At 58.2% G+C, this 17,867-nt stretch carries 16 protein-coding genes and 4 tRNA genes; 12 read left to right on the top strand and 8 right to left on the bottom strand.

Features of this window, described 5'->3' with window-relative positions:
* Positions 1-21: 21 nt before the first annotated feature.
* Positions 22-702: a TIGR00153 family protein gene (locus LRL22_RS08425; RefSeq protein WP_005340244.1), complete on the bottom strand. Its 681-nt coding sequence runs from the start codon at positions 700-702 to the stop codon at positions 22-24.
* A 169-nt stretch (positions 703-871) separates the two neighbouring features.
* Here LRL22_RS08425 and LRL22_RS08420 point away from each other — a divergent pair, with 169 nt between their 5' ends.
* A complete protein-coding gene (locus LRL22_RS08420; RefSeq protein ID WP_270905169.1) occupies positions 872-1,840 on the top strand; it encodes a CYTH domain-containing protein in 969 nt (322 codons plus the stop codon).
* A gap of 78 nt (positions 1,841-1,918) precedes the next feature.
* Here LRL22_RS08420 and dapA read toward each other — a convergent pair whose 3' ends face one another.
* Positions 1,919-2,791: a 4-hydroxy-tetrahydrodipicolinate synthase gene (gene dapA / locus LRL22_RS08415; protein WP_043820620.1), complete on the bottom strand. Its 873-nt coding sequence runs from the start codon at positions 2,789-2,791 to the stop codon at positions 1,919-1,921.
* Positions 2,792-3,071: 280 nt separating this feature from the next.
* On the opposite strand from dapA, the gene rsmC reads away from it, so the two are divergent.
* The 7 genes from rsmC to LRL22_RS08380 all read left to right on the top strand — a co-directional run bounded on the left by rsmC (position 3,072) and on the right by LRL22_RS08380 (position 7,804).
* Positions 3,072-4,100, top strand: coding sequence for a 16S rRNA (guanine(1207)-N(2))-methyltransferase RsmC (gene rsmC, locus LRL22_RS08410; RefSeq protein WP_270905168.1), 1,029 nt, complete (start codon positions 3,072-3,074; stop codon positions 4,098-4,100).
* A 151-nt stretch (positions 4,101-4,251) separates the two neighbouring features.
* Complete coding sequence (gene glgC, locus LRL22_RS08405; protein ID WP_236562243.1) at positions 4,252-5,469, top strand: glucose-1-phosphate adenylyltransferase; 1,218 nt, start codon at positions 4,252-4,254, stop codon at positions 5,467-5,469.
* Positions 5,459-6,919, top strand: a complete 1,461-nt coding sequence (glgA, locus tag LRL22_RS08400; RefSeq protein WP_005343039.1) for a glycogen synthase GlgA — start codon at positions 5,459-5,461, stop codon at positions 6,917-6,919. The genes glgC and glgA overlap by 11 nt, the downstream gene beginning before the upstream one ends.
* A 128-nt stretch (positions 6,920-7,047) precedes the next feature.
* Positions 7,048-7,133, top strand: a tRNA-Leu gene (locus LRL22_RS08395).
* Between the two features lie 46 nt (positions 7,134-7,179).
* Positions 7,180-7,265: transfer RNA gene (locus tag LRL22_RS08390), tRNA-Leu, on the top strand.
* 71 nt (positions 7,266-7,336) lie between these two features.
* A tRNA-Leu gene (locus LRL22_RS08385) sits at positions 7,337-7,422 on the top strand.
* Positions 7,423-7,531: 109 nt separating this feature from the next.
* Positions 7,532-7,804 carry a late competence development ComFB family protein gene (locus tag LRL22_RS08380; protein WP_270905167.1) on the top strand — a complete coding sequence of 91 codons (273 nt, stop codon included), beginning with the start codon at positions 7,532-7,534 and terminating at the stop codon, positions 7,802-7,804.
* Here LRL22_RS08380 and LRL22_RS08375 read toward each other — a convergent pair.
* Entirely contained in the window at positions 7,799-8,008 is a 210-nt protein-coding gene (locus tag LRL22_RS08375; RefSeq protein WP_005357820.1) for a hypothetical protein, read from the bottom strand. The genes LRL22_RS08380 and LRL22_RS08375 overlap by 6 nt on opposite strands.
* Before the next feature lie 301 nt (positions 8,009-8,309).
* Here LRL22_RS08375 and nhaC point away from each other — a divergent pair, with 301 nt between their 5' ends.
* On the top strand, positions 8,310-9,719 hold the full coding sequence (nhaC, locus tag LRL22_RS08370; RefSeq protein ID WP_270905166.1) for a Na+/H+ antiporter NhaC: 1,410 nt from the start codon (positions 8,310-8,312) through the stop codon (positions 9,717-9,719).
* A 145-nt stretch (positions 9,720-9,864) separates the two neighbouring features.
* Here the strand turns inward: nhaC and erpA are convergent, their stop codons facing one another.
* The 3 genes from erpA to clcA form a co-directional block, all read right to left on the bottom strand.
* Entirely contained in the window at positions 9,865-10,215 is a 351-nt protein-coding gene (gene erpA, locus LRL22_RS08365) for an iron-sulfur cluster insertion protein ErpA (protein ID WP_005340225.1), read from the bottom strand.
* 87 nt (positions 10,216-10,302) lie between these two features.
* Positions 10,303-10,998, bottom strand: coding sequence for a DUF6776 family protein (locus tag LRL22_RS08360; protein WP_005343032.1), 696 nt, complete (start codon positions 10,996-10,998; stop codon positions 10,303-10,305).
* A 91-nt stretch (positions 10,999-11,089) separates the two neighbouring features.
* Positions 11,090-12,478 (bottom strand): H(+)/Cl(-) exchange transporter ClcA, encoded by a 1,389-nt coding sequence (clcA, locus tag LRL22_RS08355; RefSeq protein ID WP_033136489.1) that lies wholly within the window; start codon positions 12,476-12,478, stop codon positions 11,090-11,092.
* 244 nt (positions 12,479-12,722) lie between these two features.
* Between clcA and hemL the strand changes: the two genes are divergently transcribed.
* Together hemL and LRL22_RS08345 are read left to right on the top strand one after the other, a co-directional pair.
* Positions 12,723-14,009 (top strand): glutamate-1-semialdehyde 2,1-aminomutase, encoded by a 1,287-nt coding sequence (gene hemL, locus LRL22_RS08350; protein ID WP_270905165.1) that lies wholly within the window; start codon positions 12,723-12,725, stop codon positions 14,007-14,009.
* Between the two features lie 216 nt (positions 14,010-14,225).
* The gene (locus LRL22_RS08345; protein WP_270905164.1) at positions 14,226-15,041 is read left to right on the top strand and encodes a hypothetical protein; all 816 of its coding nucleotides are present in this window, start codon (positions 14,226-14,228) and stop codon (positions 15,039-15,041) included.
* On the opposite strand, the gene LRL22_RS08340 is transcribed toward LRL22_RS08345, so the two are convergent.
* Entirely contained in the window at positions 14,956-15,858 is a 903-nt protein-coding gene (locus LRL22_RS08340) for a sulfite exporter TauE/SafE family protein (protein WP_270905163.1), read from the bottom strand. The genes LRL22_RS08345 and LRL22_RS08340 overlap by 86 nt on opposite strands.
* A gap of 295 nt (positions 15,859-16,153) precedes the next feature.
* A complete protein-coding gene (locus tag LRL22_RS08335; protein ID WP_270905162.1) occupies positions 16,154-16,903 on the bottom strand; it encodes a DsbA family protein in 750 nt (249 codons plus the stop codon).
* Positions 16,904-17,100: 197 nt separating this feature from the next.
* On the opposite strand from LRL22_RS08335, the gene LRL22_RS08330 reads away from it, so the two are divergent.
* Positions 17,101-17,188 (top strand) — tRNA-Ser (locus LRL22_RS08330).
* Positions 17,189-17,867: the final 679 nt, after the last annotated feature.

Genomic DNA, 17,867 nt, shown 5'->3' with positions numbered 1-17,867 from the left:
AGTGTTTACCCAGTCAGTCGATTACGAACGAGCCAGCATCAGTTCCAGACGGGCGCCTACGCGCTCGGCCTGATCTGCCAGGTCACCTACCCATTCGAGGATCTTGTAAAGGAACATCACATCGATCGGATTGTAATTGTGCTCAACCGCTTGCAGCTGTTGGCGCAGTCCGATCTGCATGGTGTCTGTATCGTCCTCGATCAGATCCAGCTGATGGATCATCTCGGCAACCATTTCCACTTCCCGTCCTTTGAAGCCGGTCTCGAGCAGCTCGTCGAGCTCCCCGATCGCTTTCTCGGCCTGAGCGGTCGCATCAATACAACGTTTGAGGTAAGCCATGAAATCCGTCCGCATTTCAGCGGGGAACTCCATGCGACGGCCAAGCATGCGGCCGGAGATATCCTTGGCACGGTTGGCAATCTTGTCTTGCTGGGTCAACAGCTCCAGCAGGTCGGTACGTGCAACCGGCAGGAACAGGCCGCGAGGCAGTTTCAGACGGATTTCACGCTTGAGGGTATCTGCCTCTTTTTCCAGCTGGGCGATCTGCTGCCGGATCTTCTCGGCATCTTCCCAACGGTCTTCGGCAACGGCGTCAAAGAAAGGAACCAACTGCTGGGAGCACTGGTGAACCTTGACGATATGCTTCTGCAGCGGCTTGATGGGGGACTTGGCAAAAAGCCCCAAAATAGTATTTACTGGCATGGCCAAACCTGTGTCGGTGAAAAAACACTCGATACGATTTTATGAGGCGCGCATGGTAACCGAACTGCGCCCTCAATTAAACCGCGAATTAATCTAGTCGTCTCGCGGGCATTATATCCCCGCGACCCGAATCCTGCCCCCCAAAGTTGTCTGCCAGCCCGGAATGACTATGCAAACTGAGATCGAGATAAAGTTTTTTGTCGCCCGCGACATTCAAGCCAAGTTATCCAACCTGCTGAATTCTCTTGAGATTAAAGAATCGTCACAACAGCAGCTCGGCAACGTCTATTTCGATACGCCGACCCTGGCTCTGCGCCAGCTGGAGATGGGACTGCGGATCCGCCGCTGCAACGCCTTCGCCGAACAGACCATCAAATGCCGTGGCCAGGTGGTGGGCGGCCTGCACGCCAGACCCGAGTACAACGCTCCCGTGAGCGGCGATCTGCCGACCCTCTCGGCCTTTCCCGATGAGATTTGGCCAACCCTGAGCGAGCGCGACCACATTCAGCAGCAGCTGGTCGCCCAGTTTCGCACCGACTTCCTGCGCCGCCACTGGCTGATCGCCTTCGAGGGGGCCGAGATTGAGCTGGCCTGGGATCAGGGAGAGATCGTCGGCAGTCAAGGCAGCACCACCATCAACGAGCTGGAACTGGAGCTCAAATCAGGCGCTACCGCGGCGCTGTTTGCACTGGCCCAACGCCTCGCCGGGATCGGCGGGCTGCGCCTTGGCGCCCAATCCAAGGCCCAGCGCGGCTATCGACTGGCTGGTCTTGGCAAACCGCTGGCCCTGCAGGCGCTGGTCGAACATGAAGGTATGGATGGCACAACGGGGGTAAGCGAGGGGCTGCGCCACTGGCAGCATCACGAGCAGCTCTGGCTGGAGCATCCTCAGGATAAAGGCATTCAACAGCAGGCACTCGCAGCCCTGTGCCAAGGGATCGATCTGGTCGCCCGCACTGCGGCCACGCTGCCACAACCCGCACCTTGGCTGCCAGCACTGACCAGCCTGCACGCCCATCTGCAAGCCCAATCGGACGAGCAAAACGAGTGGCCTGCCGAACTGGCCGATCTCTTCCTCTATCCGGCATATGTCGAGTTGCAGCTGGCCATCGCCGCCTGGCTGCATCACGCAGCCTGAGTGGTGCGATGTCGTAAATAAAGGCCAGAAACAAAAGCCAAAAACAAAACGGGTGAGCCTTGGCTCACCCGTTTTGCATTACAGCAGGTTGAGCTGCTGCATGGCGCTGCGAATGCGCTCGCGAGTCGCCTCCGACAGCGGCATCACCGGCAGGCGACACTCCTCGCTGCAGAAACCGAGCAGGGAAGCGGCATATTTGGCACCGGCCGGGCTCGGCTCGGCAAACATCGCCTGATGAAGCGGAATCAGCTTGTCTTGCAGTTCACGCGCTTCTTGCCACTTGCCGGCCAGCGTGAGGTTCTGCACCTCGGCCACCAGCTTGGGGGCCACGTTGGCGGTCACAGAGATACAGCCCTGACCACCGCCGATGTTGTAGGCCACAGCCGTGGCATCTTCACCGGAGAGCCAAGCGAAGGGCTTTTTGATCAGCTGGCGCTCGGTCCAGGGGCGCGCCAGATCGCCGGTGGCATCTTTCACCCCGGCAATGCGCGGCAGCTCGGCCAGACGGGCCAGGGTCGCGGGTTGCACGTCAACGATGGCGCGCGGCGGGATGTTGTAGACAATGATCGGCTTGGCGGTGGCATCGTGTACCGCCTTGAAGTGGTGGTAGAGCCCCTCCTGATTGGGGCGGTTGTAGTAACCGGCCACATGCAGAGTGGCATCAGCCCCCACCCGCTCGGCATGGAGGGTGTACTCGATGGCTTCGACCGGATTGTTGGAGCCCGCTCCGGCAATCACCGGAATACGGCCAGCGACCTGTTTGACCACCAGCTCCACCACCCGGCAGTGCTCGTCGTGGGTCAGGGTCGGGCTCTCCCCCGTGGTACCCACCGGCACAATGCCGTGAGTACCCTGCTCGATATGCCACTCCACCAGACGCAGCAGCGCCTCTTCATCCAGCTTTCCCTGTCGAAACGGGGTGATCAACGCAACGATTGAACCTTGAAACATGGGATCTCCTTCTCCTAAATGACGCGCATATGGCAATAAAAAACCCCGGTACGATGTGCGCAACCGGGGTTTGAAGCTTCTCAGGGATGAGAGGTTACGCGCGAACGTCGGCAGGCCCGAATTTCAGGCTTTTTTTGTGCTTTCGTTTCGACCCGTTGAACCGCATTTCGTCATCTCTGGTCAAAAAATGGTGTCTGGGCATATTTCGGGAACACGGCATAAATGTCAAGGCGAAAGGGGCTATGTATAATGGCCGCCCAAAATTGCGTGGAGAGACCCGATGAGCAGCCCTATCAGTGCCGTCAGCCAGATGCTGGAACGAAACCAAGCCCTCTTTGTCGGCAAGCGGCTACTTGTCTGTGGCGCCCTGGAGGATGACTACCCCCGCCAGCTGGCGAGCCTGGCCCGGACCCTGACCGTCTTTACCACCGATTACTGCTACTACCGCAGCCAGCAGGCCGCCCTCGGCGAGGCGATCCTGTTTGACCACCAGCTAGGTGGTGCCCCCCGCTTCGATGCCCTGTTGCTGCTGATGCCCAAGGCCAAGGCCGAGGCACAATATCTGCTGGCCATGATGACCCCCTTGCTGGAAGCGGGTGCCGATCTGTTCCTGGCCGGTGAAAACCGCGGCGGCATCAATGGCGCCGACAAGCTGCTGGCCCCCTATGGCGAAAAGCCGATAAAGCGCGATTCGGCGCGCCGCTGCTCGCTCTATCACGGTGAGCTGAGCAAGCCGGTTGAACCTTTCAATCTGGATAGCTGGTTTGGCCGCTATCAGTGCAAGGCGGATGATACCGAACTGACCGTGCTGGCGCTGCCCGGCGTCTTCAGCGCCGCCGAGCTGGATCTCGGCACCCAGATGCTGCTGGCCGCCGTGCCACCGATGAAGGGCGAGCTGCTCGATTTTGGCTGCGGCGCCGGGGTAATTGGGTCTGTGCTGGCCAAGCGCAATCCGGATCTGCAGGTCAACATGGTGGATATCAGCGCGCTGGCGCTCGAATCGAGCCGCCGCACCCTGGCGATCAACGGTCTGCAGGGCAAGGTCACCGCTTCCGATGTCTATTCGGATGTCTCCACCCGTTTCCAGCACATCGTCTCCAACCCGCCATTCCATGCGGGTCTCAAAACCTTCTATGCGGCGACCGAGCAGTTCCTGGCCAAGGCGCCGGAATTTTTGCTGCCAAATGGTTCGCTGACCATTGTTGCCAACGCCTTCTTGCGCTATCAGCCTATACTGGAGACACACTTCAAACGGACTGAAGTGATCAGCAGTGATGCCAAATTCAAGGTCTATCTGAGCAAAGTGTAATTAAGTGTAAGCAGTACAAGAAAACAGCTAGAGAGCCCCATACGGGATCTGGTAAGGTACTAAGAGCACGATAAAAACCACCCCTTTAGGGGTGTTTTTATACCGAGCTTTGAAAACCTTTTCATGTTGTTCATTCAGGGAGAGAAATACGATGGCAGGCATTTTGACCATGATCCTGGCTGGTGGCGAAGGTACTCGCCTGCAGCCTCTGACCACTACCCGCAGCAAGCCTTCCGTCCCCTTTGGTGGCAGTTACCGGCTGATCGACTTTGTCCTCAACAACTTCGTCAACGCCGACTTTCTGCGCATCTATGTACTGACCCAATTCAAATCACAGTCCCTCTACCTGCACATGAAGAAGGGGTGGAATATCGTCGGCATCACCGACCGCTTTATCGATCCCATCCCGGCCCAGATGCGGATGGGCAAACGCTGGTATGACGGCACCGCCGATGCTATCTACCAGAACCTCGGCTTTATCGAGCGGGCCGAACCGGATCATGTCTGCATCTTCGGCTCCGACCACATCTACAAGATGGATGTGAGCCAGATGGTCACCTTCCACAAGCAGAAGAACGCCGCCATGACGGTCGCAGCCCTGCGCATGCCCATCGAAGAGGCGAGCGCCTTCGGGGTGATCGAGGTCGATACCGAAGGGCGGATGATCGGCTTTCAGGAAAAGCCGAAGCAGCCCAAGCACATTCCCGGCGATCCGACCCAGGCGCTGGTCTCCATGGGTAACTACATCTTCGAGACCGATGCCCTCTGCCGCGAGTTGAAACGGGATGCCACCGAAGAGAACTCCAGCCACGACTTTGGCAAGGATGTGATCCCGAGCCTCTACCCGCGTGCCCCCGTCTATGTCTATGACTACAGCACCAACGTCATCCCCGGCGAGAAACCGCACGTCTACTGGCGGGATGTGGGCACCCTCGACTCTTATTGGCAAGCGCACATGGACCTGGTGGCCGACAATCCCCCCTTCTCCCTCTATAACCGCAAGTGGCCCCTGCACACCCACTATCCGGCGCTGCCGCCTGCTACCTTCATCGACAGCGACGAGTGCAAGGTGAAGATCGCCAACTCGCTGATCTCCGCCGGTTGCTTCATTCAGGGCAGCCAGATCCAGCGATCCATCCTTGGTTTCCGCTGCAATATCGGCGCGTGCAGCCATATCAGTGAATCCGTGCTGCTGGGGGATGTGAAGATTGGTGAAGGGTGCTCCATCCGGCGCGCCATCATTGATAAAAACGTTGAAATTGCGCCAGGCACCGTTATCGGTGAAAATCTGGACCACGATAGAGAGCGATTTACCGTATCCGAAGGCGGTATCGTGGTGGTACCTAAGGGAGCAAGAGTTGGCTATTAACCCACTGAAAATCCTGTTTGTTGCCTCGGAAGTTGAGGGGCTGGTCAAGACCGGGGGCCTGGCCGATGTCGCCAGAGCCCTGCCGATGTACCTGGCCCAGAAGGGGCATGATGTCAGGATCATGCTCCCCTTCTACAAGACGATAAAGCGACGGGATGAGGCCAGACTGGTGGCGTCACGCTGGTTGCCAACCCACCCCGGGCTGCCGGATATCGGTTATCGCATCTACCAGATGGAGCTGGATGGCGTCTGCGTCTATCTGCTCGACTGCCCGCAATATTTCGATCGTCCCCAGCTCTACGCCGAGAACAATCAGGCCTATCCGGATAATGGCGAGCGCTTTGCCTTCTTCTCGGCCGCGGCCCTCCATGCCTGCGAGCAGCTTGGCTTTGCCCCGGATATCGCCCACTGCAATGACTGGCACACCGGCCTGCTGCCACTGCTGCTGAAAACCCGCCACGCTCACAACCCCTTCTTCCAGCAGACCCGCAGCGTAATTAGCATTCACAATGCGGCGTTTCAGGGGGTGTTTGGCCGAGAGCAGTTCTGGGCCATGCCCGAGATCGCCGACTACGAACGCCGCATCAACTACGACTACGGTCATGTCAATCTGCTCAAGTGCGGGGTGCTTTACGCCGACAAAATCAATGCGGTCAGCCCCAACTATGCCCAGGAGCTGCTGACTCACCTCGGCGCCCACGGCATGGCGCATATCTTCCAGCAGCGGGCGGCGGATCTCTGCGGCATCCTCAACGGCTGCGACTACAAGGACTGGGATCCGGAGTTCGACGAATTCCTGCCTGCGACCTACAGCATCGACAACATGGCTGGCAAACAGATCTGCAAAGAGAGCCTGCAACAGGAAGCGGGGCTGGCCGTGGCGGACTTGCCCATCTACGGCATGGTTTGCCGCCTGACCGAGCAAAAGGGCGTTCCCCTGCTGCTCCCTGCGCTGGAGAAATTCCTCCACCATCAGGTACAAGTGGTGATCGTCGGCTCTGGCGATCCTGCGCTCGCCACGCAACTGCAAACCATGGCCCGGGATTATCCGGGCAAGCTCGCCTTCATCAACACCTATGACGATCGACTGGCTCATCTGGTCGAAGCCGGTGCCGACTTCTTCCTGATGCCCTCGCTGTTCGAGCCTTGCGGCCTCAACCAGATGTACAGTCTCGCCTATGGTACCCTGCCACTGGTGCGCGCCGTGGGTGGTCTGAAAGATACCGTGGTGGATTGGGATGCGGATCCCGAGCATGCCACCGGCTTCTGCTTCAACGATCCGACTGCCGCCATCCTGCTCGATACCATGCGCCGCAGCCTGCTCTATTTCCTGCAGGACAAGGAGCGTTTTGCCAAGGTGCAGCGCAATGCCATGAGCACCCGCTTCAACTGGCCTGACTCAGTCACCCAGTATGAACGGATGTATCAGAGCGCATTGGGCCGTTACTGAACGCCAAACGTCAGCTGATTGCTGAAGTTTTGTACCCTTGGCGCCACTTTGGGCGTCAACAGCGAAAAAAGTCCCCTTTGGCTGTTGACGCTCCCCCAAAACTCTATAGAATCCCCCTCCGCAGTGATGCGAAGGTGGCGGAATTGGTAGACGCGCTAGCTTCAGGTGTTAGTGTCCCACGGATGTGAGGGTTCGAGTCCCTCTCTTCGCACCATGCTTTATCCAGACAGCATGTAAATCCAGACTGGAAACCCGAATGTGCGAAGGTGGCGGAATTGGTAGACGCGCTAGCTTCAGGTGTTAGTGCCCCCCGGGTGTGAGGGTTCGAGTCCCTCTCTTCGCACCATGATTCTGACATGTAAACACAGATCAATGCGCTCCAACCGCATTTAAAAACCAGCTGGAGAAAATCAGTGTGCGAAGGTGGCGGAATTGGTAGACGCGCTAGCTTCAGGTGTTAGTGTCCCACGGATGTGAGGGTTCGAGTCCCTCTCTTCGCACCATTCATTACGCAAAAGGCCCATCACGAAAGTGATGGGCCTTTTGTTTTTACTCCTTGTTATGGCTATGCTTTTGACGACTCCCCGCTCATCGTCATGCCAAGGAACGCATATGATACTGGATACCGACATTCACAACTTTTACGAACATCTGGTGCTCAAGGAGATTGAGAAACAGAGTCTGCAGCAGAAGCTCAACAGCGATCAGATGGCCGACCTCTGCTGCCTCACCCTCAACCAGCTTCCGGCCCACTATATTCGCCACAATGTCGACATGATCTACTTCCTGACCGACGCCAAGCGTACCGAAATGGAGAAACTGGTGGTCGAATCGCTCAAGGTGGCACAGCAGAAGATCAAGCAGGCTCCCGTCAAAAGCTCATAACCAGGGCTGCTGCCAGAGCAGGGTAACGATACCGGTCAACCCGGCCACTGGCAGCAAGATCAAGGCGGGCCGCAATCCGGGCTCCAGCATCACCCAGGCAGCCAGCAGAAAACCGGCACTCCAGGTGCCGTACTCTTTATCCTGACCCCATGCGAGTACGGCCACCGCCACCAGCAACATCATCCCCCGCAATATCCAGCGCATTGTTTTCTCCCCAACCAACAATTGATAATAATTATCATCTTCATCTACTGGGGATGCAAGTGGCGTCACAGGCAAGCTTCGTATGTGACCCCTTGTGTCAACAGGCCGCTCAAAAACGGGTTATGAGATCAACTAATTTGTGATTTTTTCAATCAAATGTGCATTTTTGCCAATTTGATGGGGCTTTAACCCGTCGGGTTTGTGGTAGATTGCGGCCTCTTTTTGGGTTGCCTCCTCGGGATCGATGTATCCACAGGACGAGAGGGAGTGACCTTGGCGAGCAAGAGTTTAGGAAGTATCTATGCAAAACCAACAAAACCACATCCGACTACCGGGCATGGCACAGGTGTTTGCCTGTCTGGCCATTTTCCTGGCCCTGGCATTCTCGTTCACCAGCGTGCTCGATCTGCCGATCCAGCTGGCGTTGTTCATCGCCTGGTTCGTCATCATGGGGCTTGGCATCAAACTCGGCCACGATTACAAATCCCTGGAACAGGCAGCCGTTGACGGCGTTGCCAAGGGAATGGGGGCCATCCTGATCCTGGTCTCCGTCGGTGCTCTGGTCGGCACCTGGATTGCCGGTGGCATAGTCCCCAGCATCATCTACTTCGGCCTCAAGGTGATTCACCCGTCCATCTTCCTGCTGGCAACCCTGATCATCTGCTCCCTGACCTCGCTGGCCACCGGCACCTCCTGGGGCTCTGCCGCCACCGCCGGTATCGCCATGATGGGGATCGGCCACAGCCTAGGCGTGCCTGCGCCGCTGGTAGCCGGTGCCGTGCTCTCCGGCGTCTATTTTGGTGACAAGCTCTCTCCGCTCTCCGACTCAGTAGTACTGGCTTCGACCATGTCCAACGTCGACGTGGTGGAACACATCAAGGGGATGCTGCCTATCAGCCTGCTCTCCTATGTCATCACCGCCGTGCTATTCACCGTGATGGGCATGCAGTATTCGGGCAACGTCAGCCTGGAGCAGGTCAATCTGGTGATGGAGGCGCTCGACAACCAGTTCAATATCACCCCGCTGGCCATAGTGCCGGTGGTGCTGGTACTGGGCCTGCTTGCTAATCGCAAGCCCGCCTTCCCGGTGATCAGCTTCGGCGCCCTGCTGGGCCTGATCTGGGCCATCGCCTTCCAGGGCATGGATCCGGTCAAGGCGATGCACTCGGCTTATAGTCCATTTGCCATCACCTCCGGCATCGACTTTATCGACAACATTCTCGGTCGCGGCGGCATGGAGTCCATGCTGGGTTCGGTTGCGGTCATCATCTTCGGTCTCGGGTTTGGCGGCCTGCTGGAGAAGGTCGGTATTCTGGAAGTGATCGCCAGCGCCTTCGAGAAGCGCATCAATAGCGTCGGCAGCCTGACCAGCCACACCATCGGCACCGCGTTTCTGGCCAACGTGTTCGGCTCGGCCATGTATGTGTCGCTGATCCTGACCCCCAAGATCATGGCCAAAAACTACGACCGACTGGGACTGGCGCGCAAGAACCTCTCTCGCAACGCCGAGTTTGGCGGCACCCTCACCTGCGGCATGGTGCCCTGGAGCGACAACGGCATCTTCATGGCCGGGGTTCTGGGGGTGGCAACCCTCGACTACCTGCCCTACATGTGGCTGAGCTTCACCTGCATCATTGTTACCATCACCCTCGCCTACATGGGCAAGGCAGTGAACCGGATCCCGCTGGTCGCGGCGGCAAGCTCCCGCTAAGCCATTCTGCAAACAACAAAGGCGCCATCGAGGCGCCTTTGTTGTTTCAGAGAAATGCTGTTTGATGGAGCGCACTGGGCACCACAAACAAAAACAAAAACAGCCCTCGTTGCCGAGAGCCGTTTCATCAGGCCGATAACGCCGATCAGATGGAGAAGCTGGAGCCACAGCCACAGGTCGTGGTGGCATTGGGGTTGGTCACGGTAAAGCGTGAACCTTCCAGACCCTCGGTGTAATCCACACTGCCGCCTACCAGATATTGCAGGCTCATGGGATCGATCACCATGGTGACGCCATTCTTCTCGACTACGGTGTCCCCGTCGTTGATCTTCTCATCAAAGGTAAAGCCATACTGGAAACCGGAGCAGCCCCCACCCGTGATGTATACCCGCAGCTTCAGCTCGGGATTCTCTTCCTCGGTGATCAGGTTCTTCACCTTGTTGGCCGCCGCATCCGTCATCTGGATGGGCAGCGGGGCTTCTGCTACTGCACTCATTACTGACCTCACAACCATTAGATCCACAAACATGGAAACCGCGAAATTATCCAATACCCGACCATTCAGTTCAAGTATTCACCACGTTTAACCGGCCGCGGGAACCGGAGCAGGCGGCGCGGCGACCAGCGGCTTGATCACCTCGCCCCACTCAACCAGCAGCTCTTGCGCCGGTTGCCTGCCATCCTTGTTGATGGTGACACGGATCCGATCCGGCACAAAGCCTTCCGGCAACTGCCAATTCCCTTCCAGCAGCTGAAAATAACGCAGGGCATAGCGCCACTCACTCACCTTCATCCCGAGATCGCGGCCGGTTAGCGTCTTCGGCTTGTCAGCCAGACTCCCCTCGACCCGGATCTGCACCTGACCACGGAACAGCTCCCGCTTCTTGGCGGGCTGGGTCAGGGCGAGACGATAGTGGTAGCGACCGGGAATGCTGGTCTCCTGCAGAGTCAGGTTGTCGATCACTACCCCCACCTGTTCGCCGGTGGGGCGCATGATCCGCTCGAAAAAGGCCAGCTGGCGTTTGAGCTCCTGCACCTGCGCCTCCTGACTCTTCAGGGTGGTCTGCAACTGCTCGAAGGCCGCTTTCTGGGTCGCCAGCTGGGTATCTTTCACCCCCAATTCGGTCTTGAGCTGGCCGATGGCCTTGCCCTGACGATCCAGCGTCTCCTGCTGTACCACCAACAGACTGCTCTGGGCCAGCTCCTGACGGTTCCCGACAAAGTAACCAATGAGCCCGCCAACGGCTAACACGACCAATAACTTCAATAGATTGGACATAGCCCCTCATCCCGTTATCACGCCATTTACGGCAGCGCCTCTCCCTTCACTATACCGCCCGGACCGGGGTCACAGGCGATAAAGGGAAAAATTAACTGGCCGTGGCGCTGCCATCACCCCGCTTTTGACGCGCGGCAAGCCGTAAAGTTCGCTCCAGGATCTGGGAATAGATGGGCCGGCCACCCAGCCACTGGGCAACCAGAGTCGCCCCGACCGTGGTAATCATCATCGGCAGGATCAGCTGATAGTTGTCGGTCATCTCGGTGACCAGCACGATACCGGTGATGGGGGCACGCACGGTGGCGGCAAACAGCGCCCCCATGCCGGCAATGGCAAAGGCACCGGGCTCGATGCCCAGCTCGGGAAACGCCGCATGAAACAGATGGCCGAACACCACGCCAAACAGGGTGCCTAGTGCGAGGGTCGGCGCAAACACCCCGCCCGGGGCACCGGAGCAGAAGCAGATGAGGGTCGCCACCAGCCGCACCGAGAAGATGAGGAACAGGGTCGCCATCGCATACTCATCGCCCATCAGATGGGGGATGAGTTCAGTGCCGCCGCCGGTCACCGCGGGAGCAAACAGCGACAGCACACCAAACGTTCCGGCGACCAGCATGCCGATGGCCACGAAACGGTGGCGCTTGTTCTGATGCAGCGCCAGATAACCATCCTGACAGGCAAGCACCAGCTTGTTGAAGACAAAACCGAGCACCCCGAAGGTGGCCCCCATAAAGAGGAACAGCCAGAGCGCCTTGAGGGCTGGCGCATCGTAGTGAGGCAGGGTGATCACCGCCCCCTGCCCTTTCATGTTCTGCAGCATCAGGGTCGCCATGATGGCGGAGATCCCCACCGCCTTGATGGCCAGAAAGGAGTAGCGGAATTGCGGTCGCATCTCCTCCATCACAAACAGGATGCCCGCCAGCGGCGCATTGAAGGCTGCCGCCAGACCGCCCGCCGCACCGGCGGCCAGCAGGGCGTGACCATGCTCCTTGGGTAGCCGGAAGATATCCGCCACCATCTTGCCAAGGTTGCCACCGATCTGCACCGAGGGCCCCTCCCTCCCCAGCACCATGCCGGAGCTCAGGGTGCAGATGCCACCGAAGAACTTGACCGGCAACACCCGCCACCACCGCACCGGGCGCAGATCGTCCATCGCCCCCTCGATCTCGGGAATGCCGGAACCGCCCGCTTCCGGGGCAAAGGTATGAGTGAGGAAGTAGCCGACAAATCCCAGCAAGGCGCTGAAGCCAAAGCCGAGCAGACCGAGCTGCCACCAGGGACGGTCGGCCAGCAAGGCAATGCGTTGCTCTGCCAGCCAGTGGACTCCCGATTCGAACAGGCCGCACACCAGTCCGGCCAGGGTGCCGACCAGCGCCGCCAGCAACAGAACCAGCAAGGGCATCTTGTCTTGCCGGATAATGCGGGAAAGCGGCCCCCGCGAAGAGGTATCGGCTTCAGAGGAGAGAGCTTGTTGCGCCATCTTGTTACACCAACTTGGAAAAACCATATCGTCAGCTAGCTGAGATCAGGATCACCCGGTGCGTTGCTCGGCTGCCCAGGGCTGGGGCTTTCTGCTATAGTCGGCCCGTTAAATTTTTGTCACGGGAGCAGACCGAGAGTCCGGGTGGCGAGAGCGCAAAGCATACTCCTGATGCTCCGGCCTGCCGAGTCTCAATCGGCTGCAATCCCTTGTGTGACGACCAAAATCCCATTAAGGATGATCCATGTCAAAATCAGATCAGCTGTTTGAACAGGCCCGCCAGACCATTCCGGGTGGCGTCAACTCACCGGTCCGCGCCTTCAATGGGGTCGGCGGCACGCCCCGCTTCATCGATCACGCCGACGGCGCCTATCTCTATGATGTGGATGGTCAGGCCTACGTGGATTACATCGGCTCCTGGGGCCCCATGCTGCTGGGTCACAACCACCCGGCCATCAAGGCCGCCGTCATCAATGCCGTTGAGAAAGGGCTGAGCTACGGTGCGCCAACCGAGATCGAAGTGCTGATGGCCGAGAAAGTCCGCCAGATTGTCCCCTCCATGGAGCAGGTGCGGATGGTCAACTCCGGCACCGAAGCCACCATGAGCGCCATCCGTCTGGCCCGTGGCTACACCGGTCGCGACAAGATCGTCAAATTCGAGGGTTGCTACCACGGCCACGCCGACTCCCTGCTGGTCAAGGCCGGTTCCGGCGCCCTGACCCTGGGTCAGCCCAACAGCCCGGGCGTTCCAGCCGATTTCGCCAAACACACCTTGACCTGCGTCTTCAACGATCTGGATTCGGTGCGTGAAGCCTTCACCCAGTACGGCAGCGAGATCGCCTGTATCATCGTCGAGCCGGTCGCAGGCAACATGAACTGCATCCCGCCGGTGCCGGGCTTCCTGGAAGGTCTGCGCGCCATCTGTGACGAGTTCGGCGCCCTGCTGATCCTGGACGAGGTGATGACCGGCTTCCGCGTCTCCCTGCGCGGTGCCCAGGGCCACTACAACATCGACCCGGACCTCACCACCCTCGGCAAGATCATCGGTGCCGGCATGCCTGTGGGCGCCTTCGGCGGCAAGAAGAAGGTGATGCAGCACATTGCCCCGACCGGCCCTGTCTATCAGGCGGGGACTCTCTCCGGCAACCCGGTTGCCATGGCAGCCGGTCTGACCATGCTGGATCTGCTGCTGGAGCCGGGTCTCTATGAGCAGCTGAGCGCCAAAACAGCTCGTGTTGCCGAGGGACTGAAGGCGGCCGCCACCAAACACGGTATCCCGCTCGCCATCAACTATTTGGGCGGCATGTTCGGCTTCTTCTTCACCGAAGAGAACGAAATCACCCGCTACGAGCAGGTCACTCGCTGCGATATGGAACGCTTCAAGCGCTTCTACCATCTCATGCTGGAAGAGGGCGTCTATCTGGCGCCGAGCGCCTACGAGGCGGGCTTCCTGTCACTGGCTCACGGTGACAAAGAGATTGAACACACTCTGGCGGCCGCCGAGCGCAGCTTCGCCAAGCTGGCTGGCTAAATCGCCGCTGGTTGTCGCAAAGGGCCCGTCATGGGCCCTTTTCTATTACAGAGACTCCATCACCACACTGGGCGGCAATACGCCCAGTTCTGGTGCATTACCCCCTCGTCATCCACCGATTTGTCATTCTCTGGTGCAACTTGCCCTGCCATCCCTGTCATAAAGCAGGCCCACTATTTGCACATCCTCTACAGAGCCCACGTCACCGAGGTCCATATGGCAGAGATGAGCCCCATCGATGTGCTGCGGCGCTATCAGGAGTATCAGGAGGAGCTGACCCCGCTACTGCAGGGGCTGCTCAGCGCTCCCCTTGCCTCGCTCAAGGGGTATCCCTTTGTCGTCAGCATTGACGACTATCAGGGGCCGATGTGCATCCAGCCTGCGGCACCGGCGGCCCATAACCGGCTGCACCTTATCGTGCAGGGGCAAGGACGGGAGATCACCGTCTGTCTGAATCAGCTGATTGGCTGGTTGATGGGAGACAGGGAGCGCCGCCGCGCCATGCCCTGGTTCAAGGCGGTCTATGTGGTGCTCAGCATGGCGCTGTTTTTGATCGTCGCGACGCTCATCTGGCACGGGCTGGAGCAGCTCTACCAGCTATTGTGCGGCGAGCAGCAGAACCAGCTCGGCGCCTTTAGCGCCATCATCTTCCTGACGCTGGCACTGGCGGTGTTCGATCTGGGCAAGACCATTCTGGAAGAGGAGGTACTGCTGCATAAGGATATCTTCCGCCACAGCGCTATTCGCCGCACCATCACCCGCTTTATCGCCGCCATTCTGATCGCGGTCTCCATCGAGGGGCTGTTGCTGCTATTCAAAGGCTCGCTCGGCCAGAGCGAGCTGCTCTGGCCAGCGGTCGGAGTGATGGGGTGTGCGGTGGGTTTGCTGCTGGCGCTTGGCCTCTATGTTTTTCTGGGGGCCAAGGCCGAAGCGGCACTGGTACAGGCTAGCCTGCGCTCTCCACCGTCAGTTGCACAGGGGAGCGACGCGCCGCCCGCCAGGAGGCGTACATGGTCCAGGAGGTATAGATGACGATAAAGGCAACCAGCCACTTCAGCATCTCCATATCCATGGATTTGACCAGCATGGCGGCCAGCACCACACCGATGGGGCCAAAGATGGCCACCGCCAGCACCGCCTTGGCATCGAATGCCCCTTTACGGATAAAGGTGCCTGCGGAGAAGACGCTGAGCACGGCGGTGGAGCCCATCATGATGGGAAACGCCACCAGCGGATTCATCCCCAGCAGATAAACCAACGTCATGCAGGGGGCAAACAGGCCGATACCGACATTCATCAGCACCCCGAAGATGAAATTGCCAAGCAGGGCGATCGCCAACTTGTAGCCGCTGAGCCCCATCGCATCGCCACCTACAGGGAAAAGACCCAGCAGACCGGCAAAGATCAGTCCTGCGACGACCAGTAAGGAGATAGCCATCACCAGCCGGATGGTCTGCCGATCAAACGAGGCCACATGGCGAGCCCCCCAGGCCGCGCCCGCTGCGGCGGCCATCATCATGCTGATCAGCGTCAGCGGATCCACCGCGACTGCACCGACGAAGATCAGCGACTGAGTCACGGTCGGCAGCACGCACTGCCCATTGAGGGTACCCGGCAGCACTCGATCATCGATCAGCTTGAAGTGCTTGTAGCAGGCGGTCTTTACCGCAAAGCTGCCCACCCCCAGGGTATCGAGGAAGTTGGCAACCCCACCGATCAACGCCACCGGCCAGAAGGGGGTCGCCTCAAAGGATCCACTCTGCTTCTTCCGCCAGCAGGCTTGCACCAGCATGAAGACAAATACGAGGCCTCCGGCTATAAAAACCAGCCGTAAAATATCAACTAACATAGGGGTTTCTCCTGCAACGGGCGGCGATTCTAAGGCAAGCAGCAGAAAAAATCTTGACCGGAATTAAGCAATGCTCACGACACACCTCTGCGAGGCGAAATATTTATCAATAGACTCCGAACGACTCTGCTAATACTTGTTACTGAGGCCAATAGGCCGGGTCCTGAGCACGTTGTTATGGTCCTTTCGCGACGACCACTTGTGCCAAAGGACATAATAAAAAGAGGGCCGGTAGTGATACCGACCCTCTTTCTGTATCTGGCCGGGGCGCTGGGCCCTCGACCATGACAACTGCCTATTGAATGCTCTTGCCGGCACGCACGTCCTTGATAAACCCCTTCAGGCTAGCCAGGTCACGGGGGGCACCGCGCAAGATCTGATCACCGATGATGAAGGCCGGGGTACCGGAGATACCGAGCGCTTCAGCCAGCGCACGGTTGGTACCGAGGTTCTGGTCAATGCTGCCATCCTTGATCTTGGCTTCCACCTTGCTCCAGTCCACACCGGCCGCCACTGCCAACTGCTTGACCTGCGCTTCATCTGCGAGCGGGCCCTGATGGGTATAGAGCTTCTCGTGGAACGCCTGGTATTTGTCAGGCTGACCCAGCTGGACCGCCAACGCAGCACGGGCTGCGAAGTAGGAGGACTCGCTCAGAATGGGGAACTGCTTGTAAATGTAACGGATATCTTTATCTTCCGCCATCAGCTGCTTGACCAGCGGATGGGCCCGCTTGCAGTAACCGCAGTTGTAATCGAAAAACTCCACAATGGTCAGCGACGCCTTCGGATTCCCCATCTCGGGATCCTGATTGGCATAAAGCTGCTTGGAGTGAGCCTTGATCAGCGCCTTGTCACTCTCGGCCTGCTGGCTCTCCTGCTTGGCACGCAGGGCATTGGACATCTCGACCAGGATCTCGGGGTTCTTGACCAGATAGTCGCGAACGATTTGTTCGACATCGCTTTTGGTCAGCTCGCTTGCATGTACCGGCATCGCCAGCAGGGTCACACCAGCCAGTGCGCAAAACAGGGCATTTTTAATAGTCATAACGTTATCTTGCAGAGGATATGATAGAGGCCACTATAGTGGTTGAGTCTGTTTTCAAGTCAAGCTATCTGGCCAAAAAAGCGCTTGATACGCTCTGATTGCCACTTTTTCATGTCATTTAGCGCAATTAACCAGCAATCGAACCGGACGGGGATTTACAAGCCGGATCAGCATGGTAATATTCGCCGCACTGCTGCGGAGGGGTGGCAGAGCGGCTGAATGCACCGGTCTTGAAAACCGGCGATGGGCGACCATCCGTGGGTTCAAATCCCACCTCCTCCGCCATTCATACCGAGCCCATGCAACCATGTTGCATGGGCTTTTTATTTGTCTGCTATTTGCCACTCCTCATAGCTCTTAACACATTAGCCTTCTTCAGCGCGCCCATTAATTTTCCCACCTGCAGGCTCAATAGCCACCACAAGATCCCTTATCAACATCGAACCTCTGAGTTCCTGCGCACATCCTTGCCCATTTTCTTATTACCCCAAACTACAACGACCCAACGCAGCGACCACGGCTCCAGCATGTTGCTACCGCCAATAACCCCTCTTCTGAATAAAGTCAGGGCCGGTTAACACAGTCTTAGAAAAGCAGGGACTATGGAGCCGCGGCTTAAAAAGAGGGGACGGCTAACTCAGGAAGCCTAGACCCCAAGCAAGAGAGCATGACGTATAGGCGATCATGGGATTCACGGGTTATGGCGATGCCAGCCCTGCCATACAGAGCAATGGCTTTACATGAAGAAAGAGTAAAAGCGTAACATCAGGCTATTCGTTGAACAGAAAGACAACAGCGAGTAACAATAAAAACAGAAGAAAGGAATAAGTCAGGTCAAATATCAGACGATTTGCTGAATTGCTGGTAATAAAAAACCCCGCTTGATGAGCGGGGTTCTTAAGTTGGGTGCCTAGCAGTGTCCTACTCTCGCATGGCGAATGCCACACTACCATCGGCGCTACCG

The organism is Aeromonas sp. PI_26 (genome assembly GCF_027854445.1).
Lineage (GTDB): Bacteria > Pseudomonadota > Gammaproteobacteria > Enterobacterales > Aeromonadaceae > Aeromonas > Aeromonas veronii.
The sequence above is the reverse complement of the archived record's forward strand: the minus strand, read 5'-3'. Positions and strand labels throughout refer to the sequence as shown.

Excerpts from the sequence above, each read along its gene's own strand:
- LRL22_RS08425 (WP_005340244.1), bottom strand. The coding sequence starts at position 702 with ATGCCAGTAAATACTATTTTGGGGCTTTTTGCCAAGTCCCCCATCAAG.
- LRL22_RS08420 (WP_270905169.1), top strand. The coding sequence starts at position 872 with ATGCAAACTGAGATCGAGATAAAGTTTTTTGTCGCCCGCGACATTCAA.
- dapA (WP_043820620.1), bottom strand. The coding sequence starts at position 2,791 with ATGTTTCAAGGTTCAATCGTTGCGTTGATCACCCCGTTTCGACAGGGA.
- rsmC (WP_270905168.1), top strand. The coding sequence starts at position 3,072 with ATGAGCAGCCCTATCAGTGCCGTCAGCCAGATGCTGGAACGAAACCAA.
- glgC (WP_236562243.1), top strand. The coding sequence starts at position 4,252 with ATGGCAGGCATTTTGACCATGATCCTGGCTGGTGGCGAAGGTACTCGC.
- LRL22_RS08380 (WP_270905167.1), top strand. The coding sequence starts at position 7,532 with ATGATACTGGATACCGACATTCACAACTTTTACGAACATCTGGTGCTC.
- LRL22_RS08375 (WP_005357820.1), bottom strand. The coding sequence starts at position 8,008 with ATGCGCTGGATATTGCGGGGGATGATGTTGCTGGTGGCGGTGGCCGTA.
- nhaC (WP_270905166.1), top strand. The coding sequence starts at position 8,310 with ATGCAAAACCAACAAAACCACATCCGACTACCGGGCATGGCACAGGTG.
- erpA (WP_005340225.1), bottom strand. The coding sequence starts at position 10,215 with ATGAGTGCAGTAGCAGAAGCCCCGCTGCCCATCCAGATGACGGATGCG.
- LRL22_RS08360 (WP_005343032.1), bottom strand. The coding sequence starts at position 10,998 with ATGTCCAATCTATTGAAGTTATTGGTCGTGTTAGCCGTTGGCGGGCTC.
- clcA (WP_033136489.1), bottom strand. The coding sequence starts at position 12,478 with ATGGCGCAACAAGCTCTCTCCTCTGAAGCCGATACCTCTTCGCGGGGG.
- hemL (WP_270905165.1), top strand. The coding sequence starts at position 12,723 with ATGTCAAAATCAGATCAGCTGTTTGAACAGGCCCGCCAGACCATTCCG.
- LRL22_RS08345 (WP_270905164.1), top strand. The coding sequence starts at position 14,226 with ATGGCAGAGATGAGCCCCATCGATGTGCTGCGGCGCTATCAGGAGTAT.
- LRL22_RS08340 (WP_270905163.1), bottom strand. The coding sequence starts at position 15,858 with ATGTTAGTTGATATTTTACGGCTGGTTTTTATAGCCGGAGGCCTCGTA.
- LRL22_RS08335 (WP_270905162.1), bottom strand. The coding sequence starts at position 16,903 with ATGACTATTAAAAATGCCCTGTTTTGCGCACTGGCTGGTGTGACCCTG.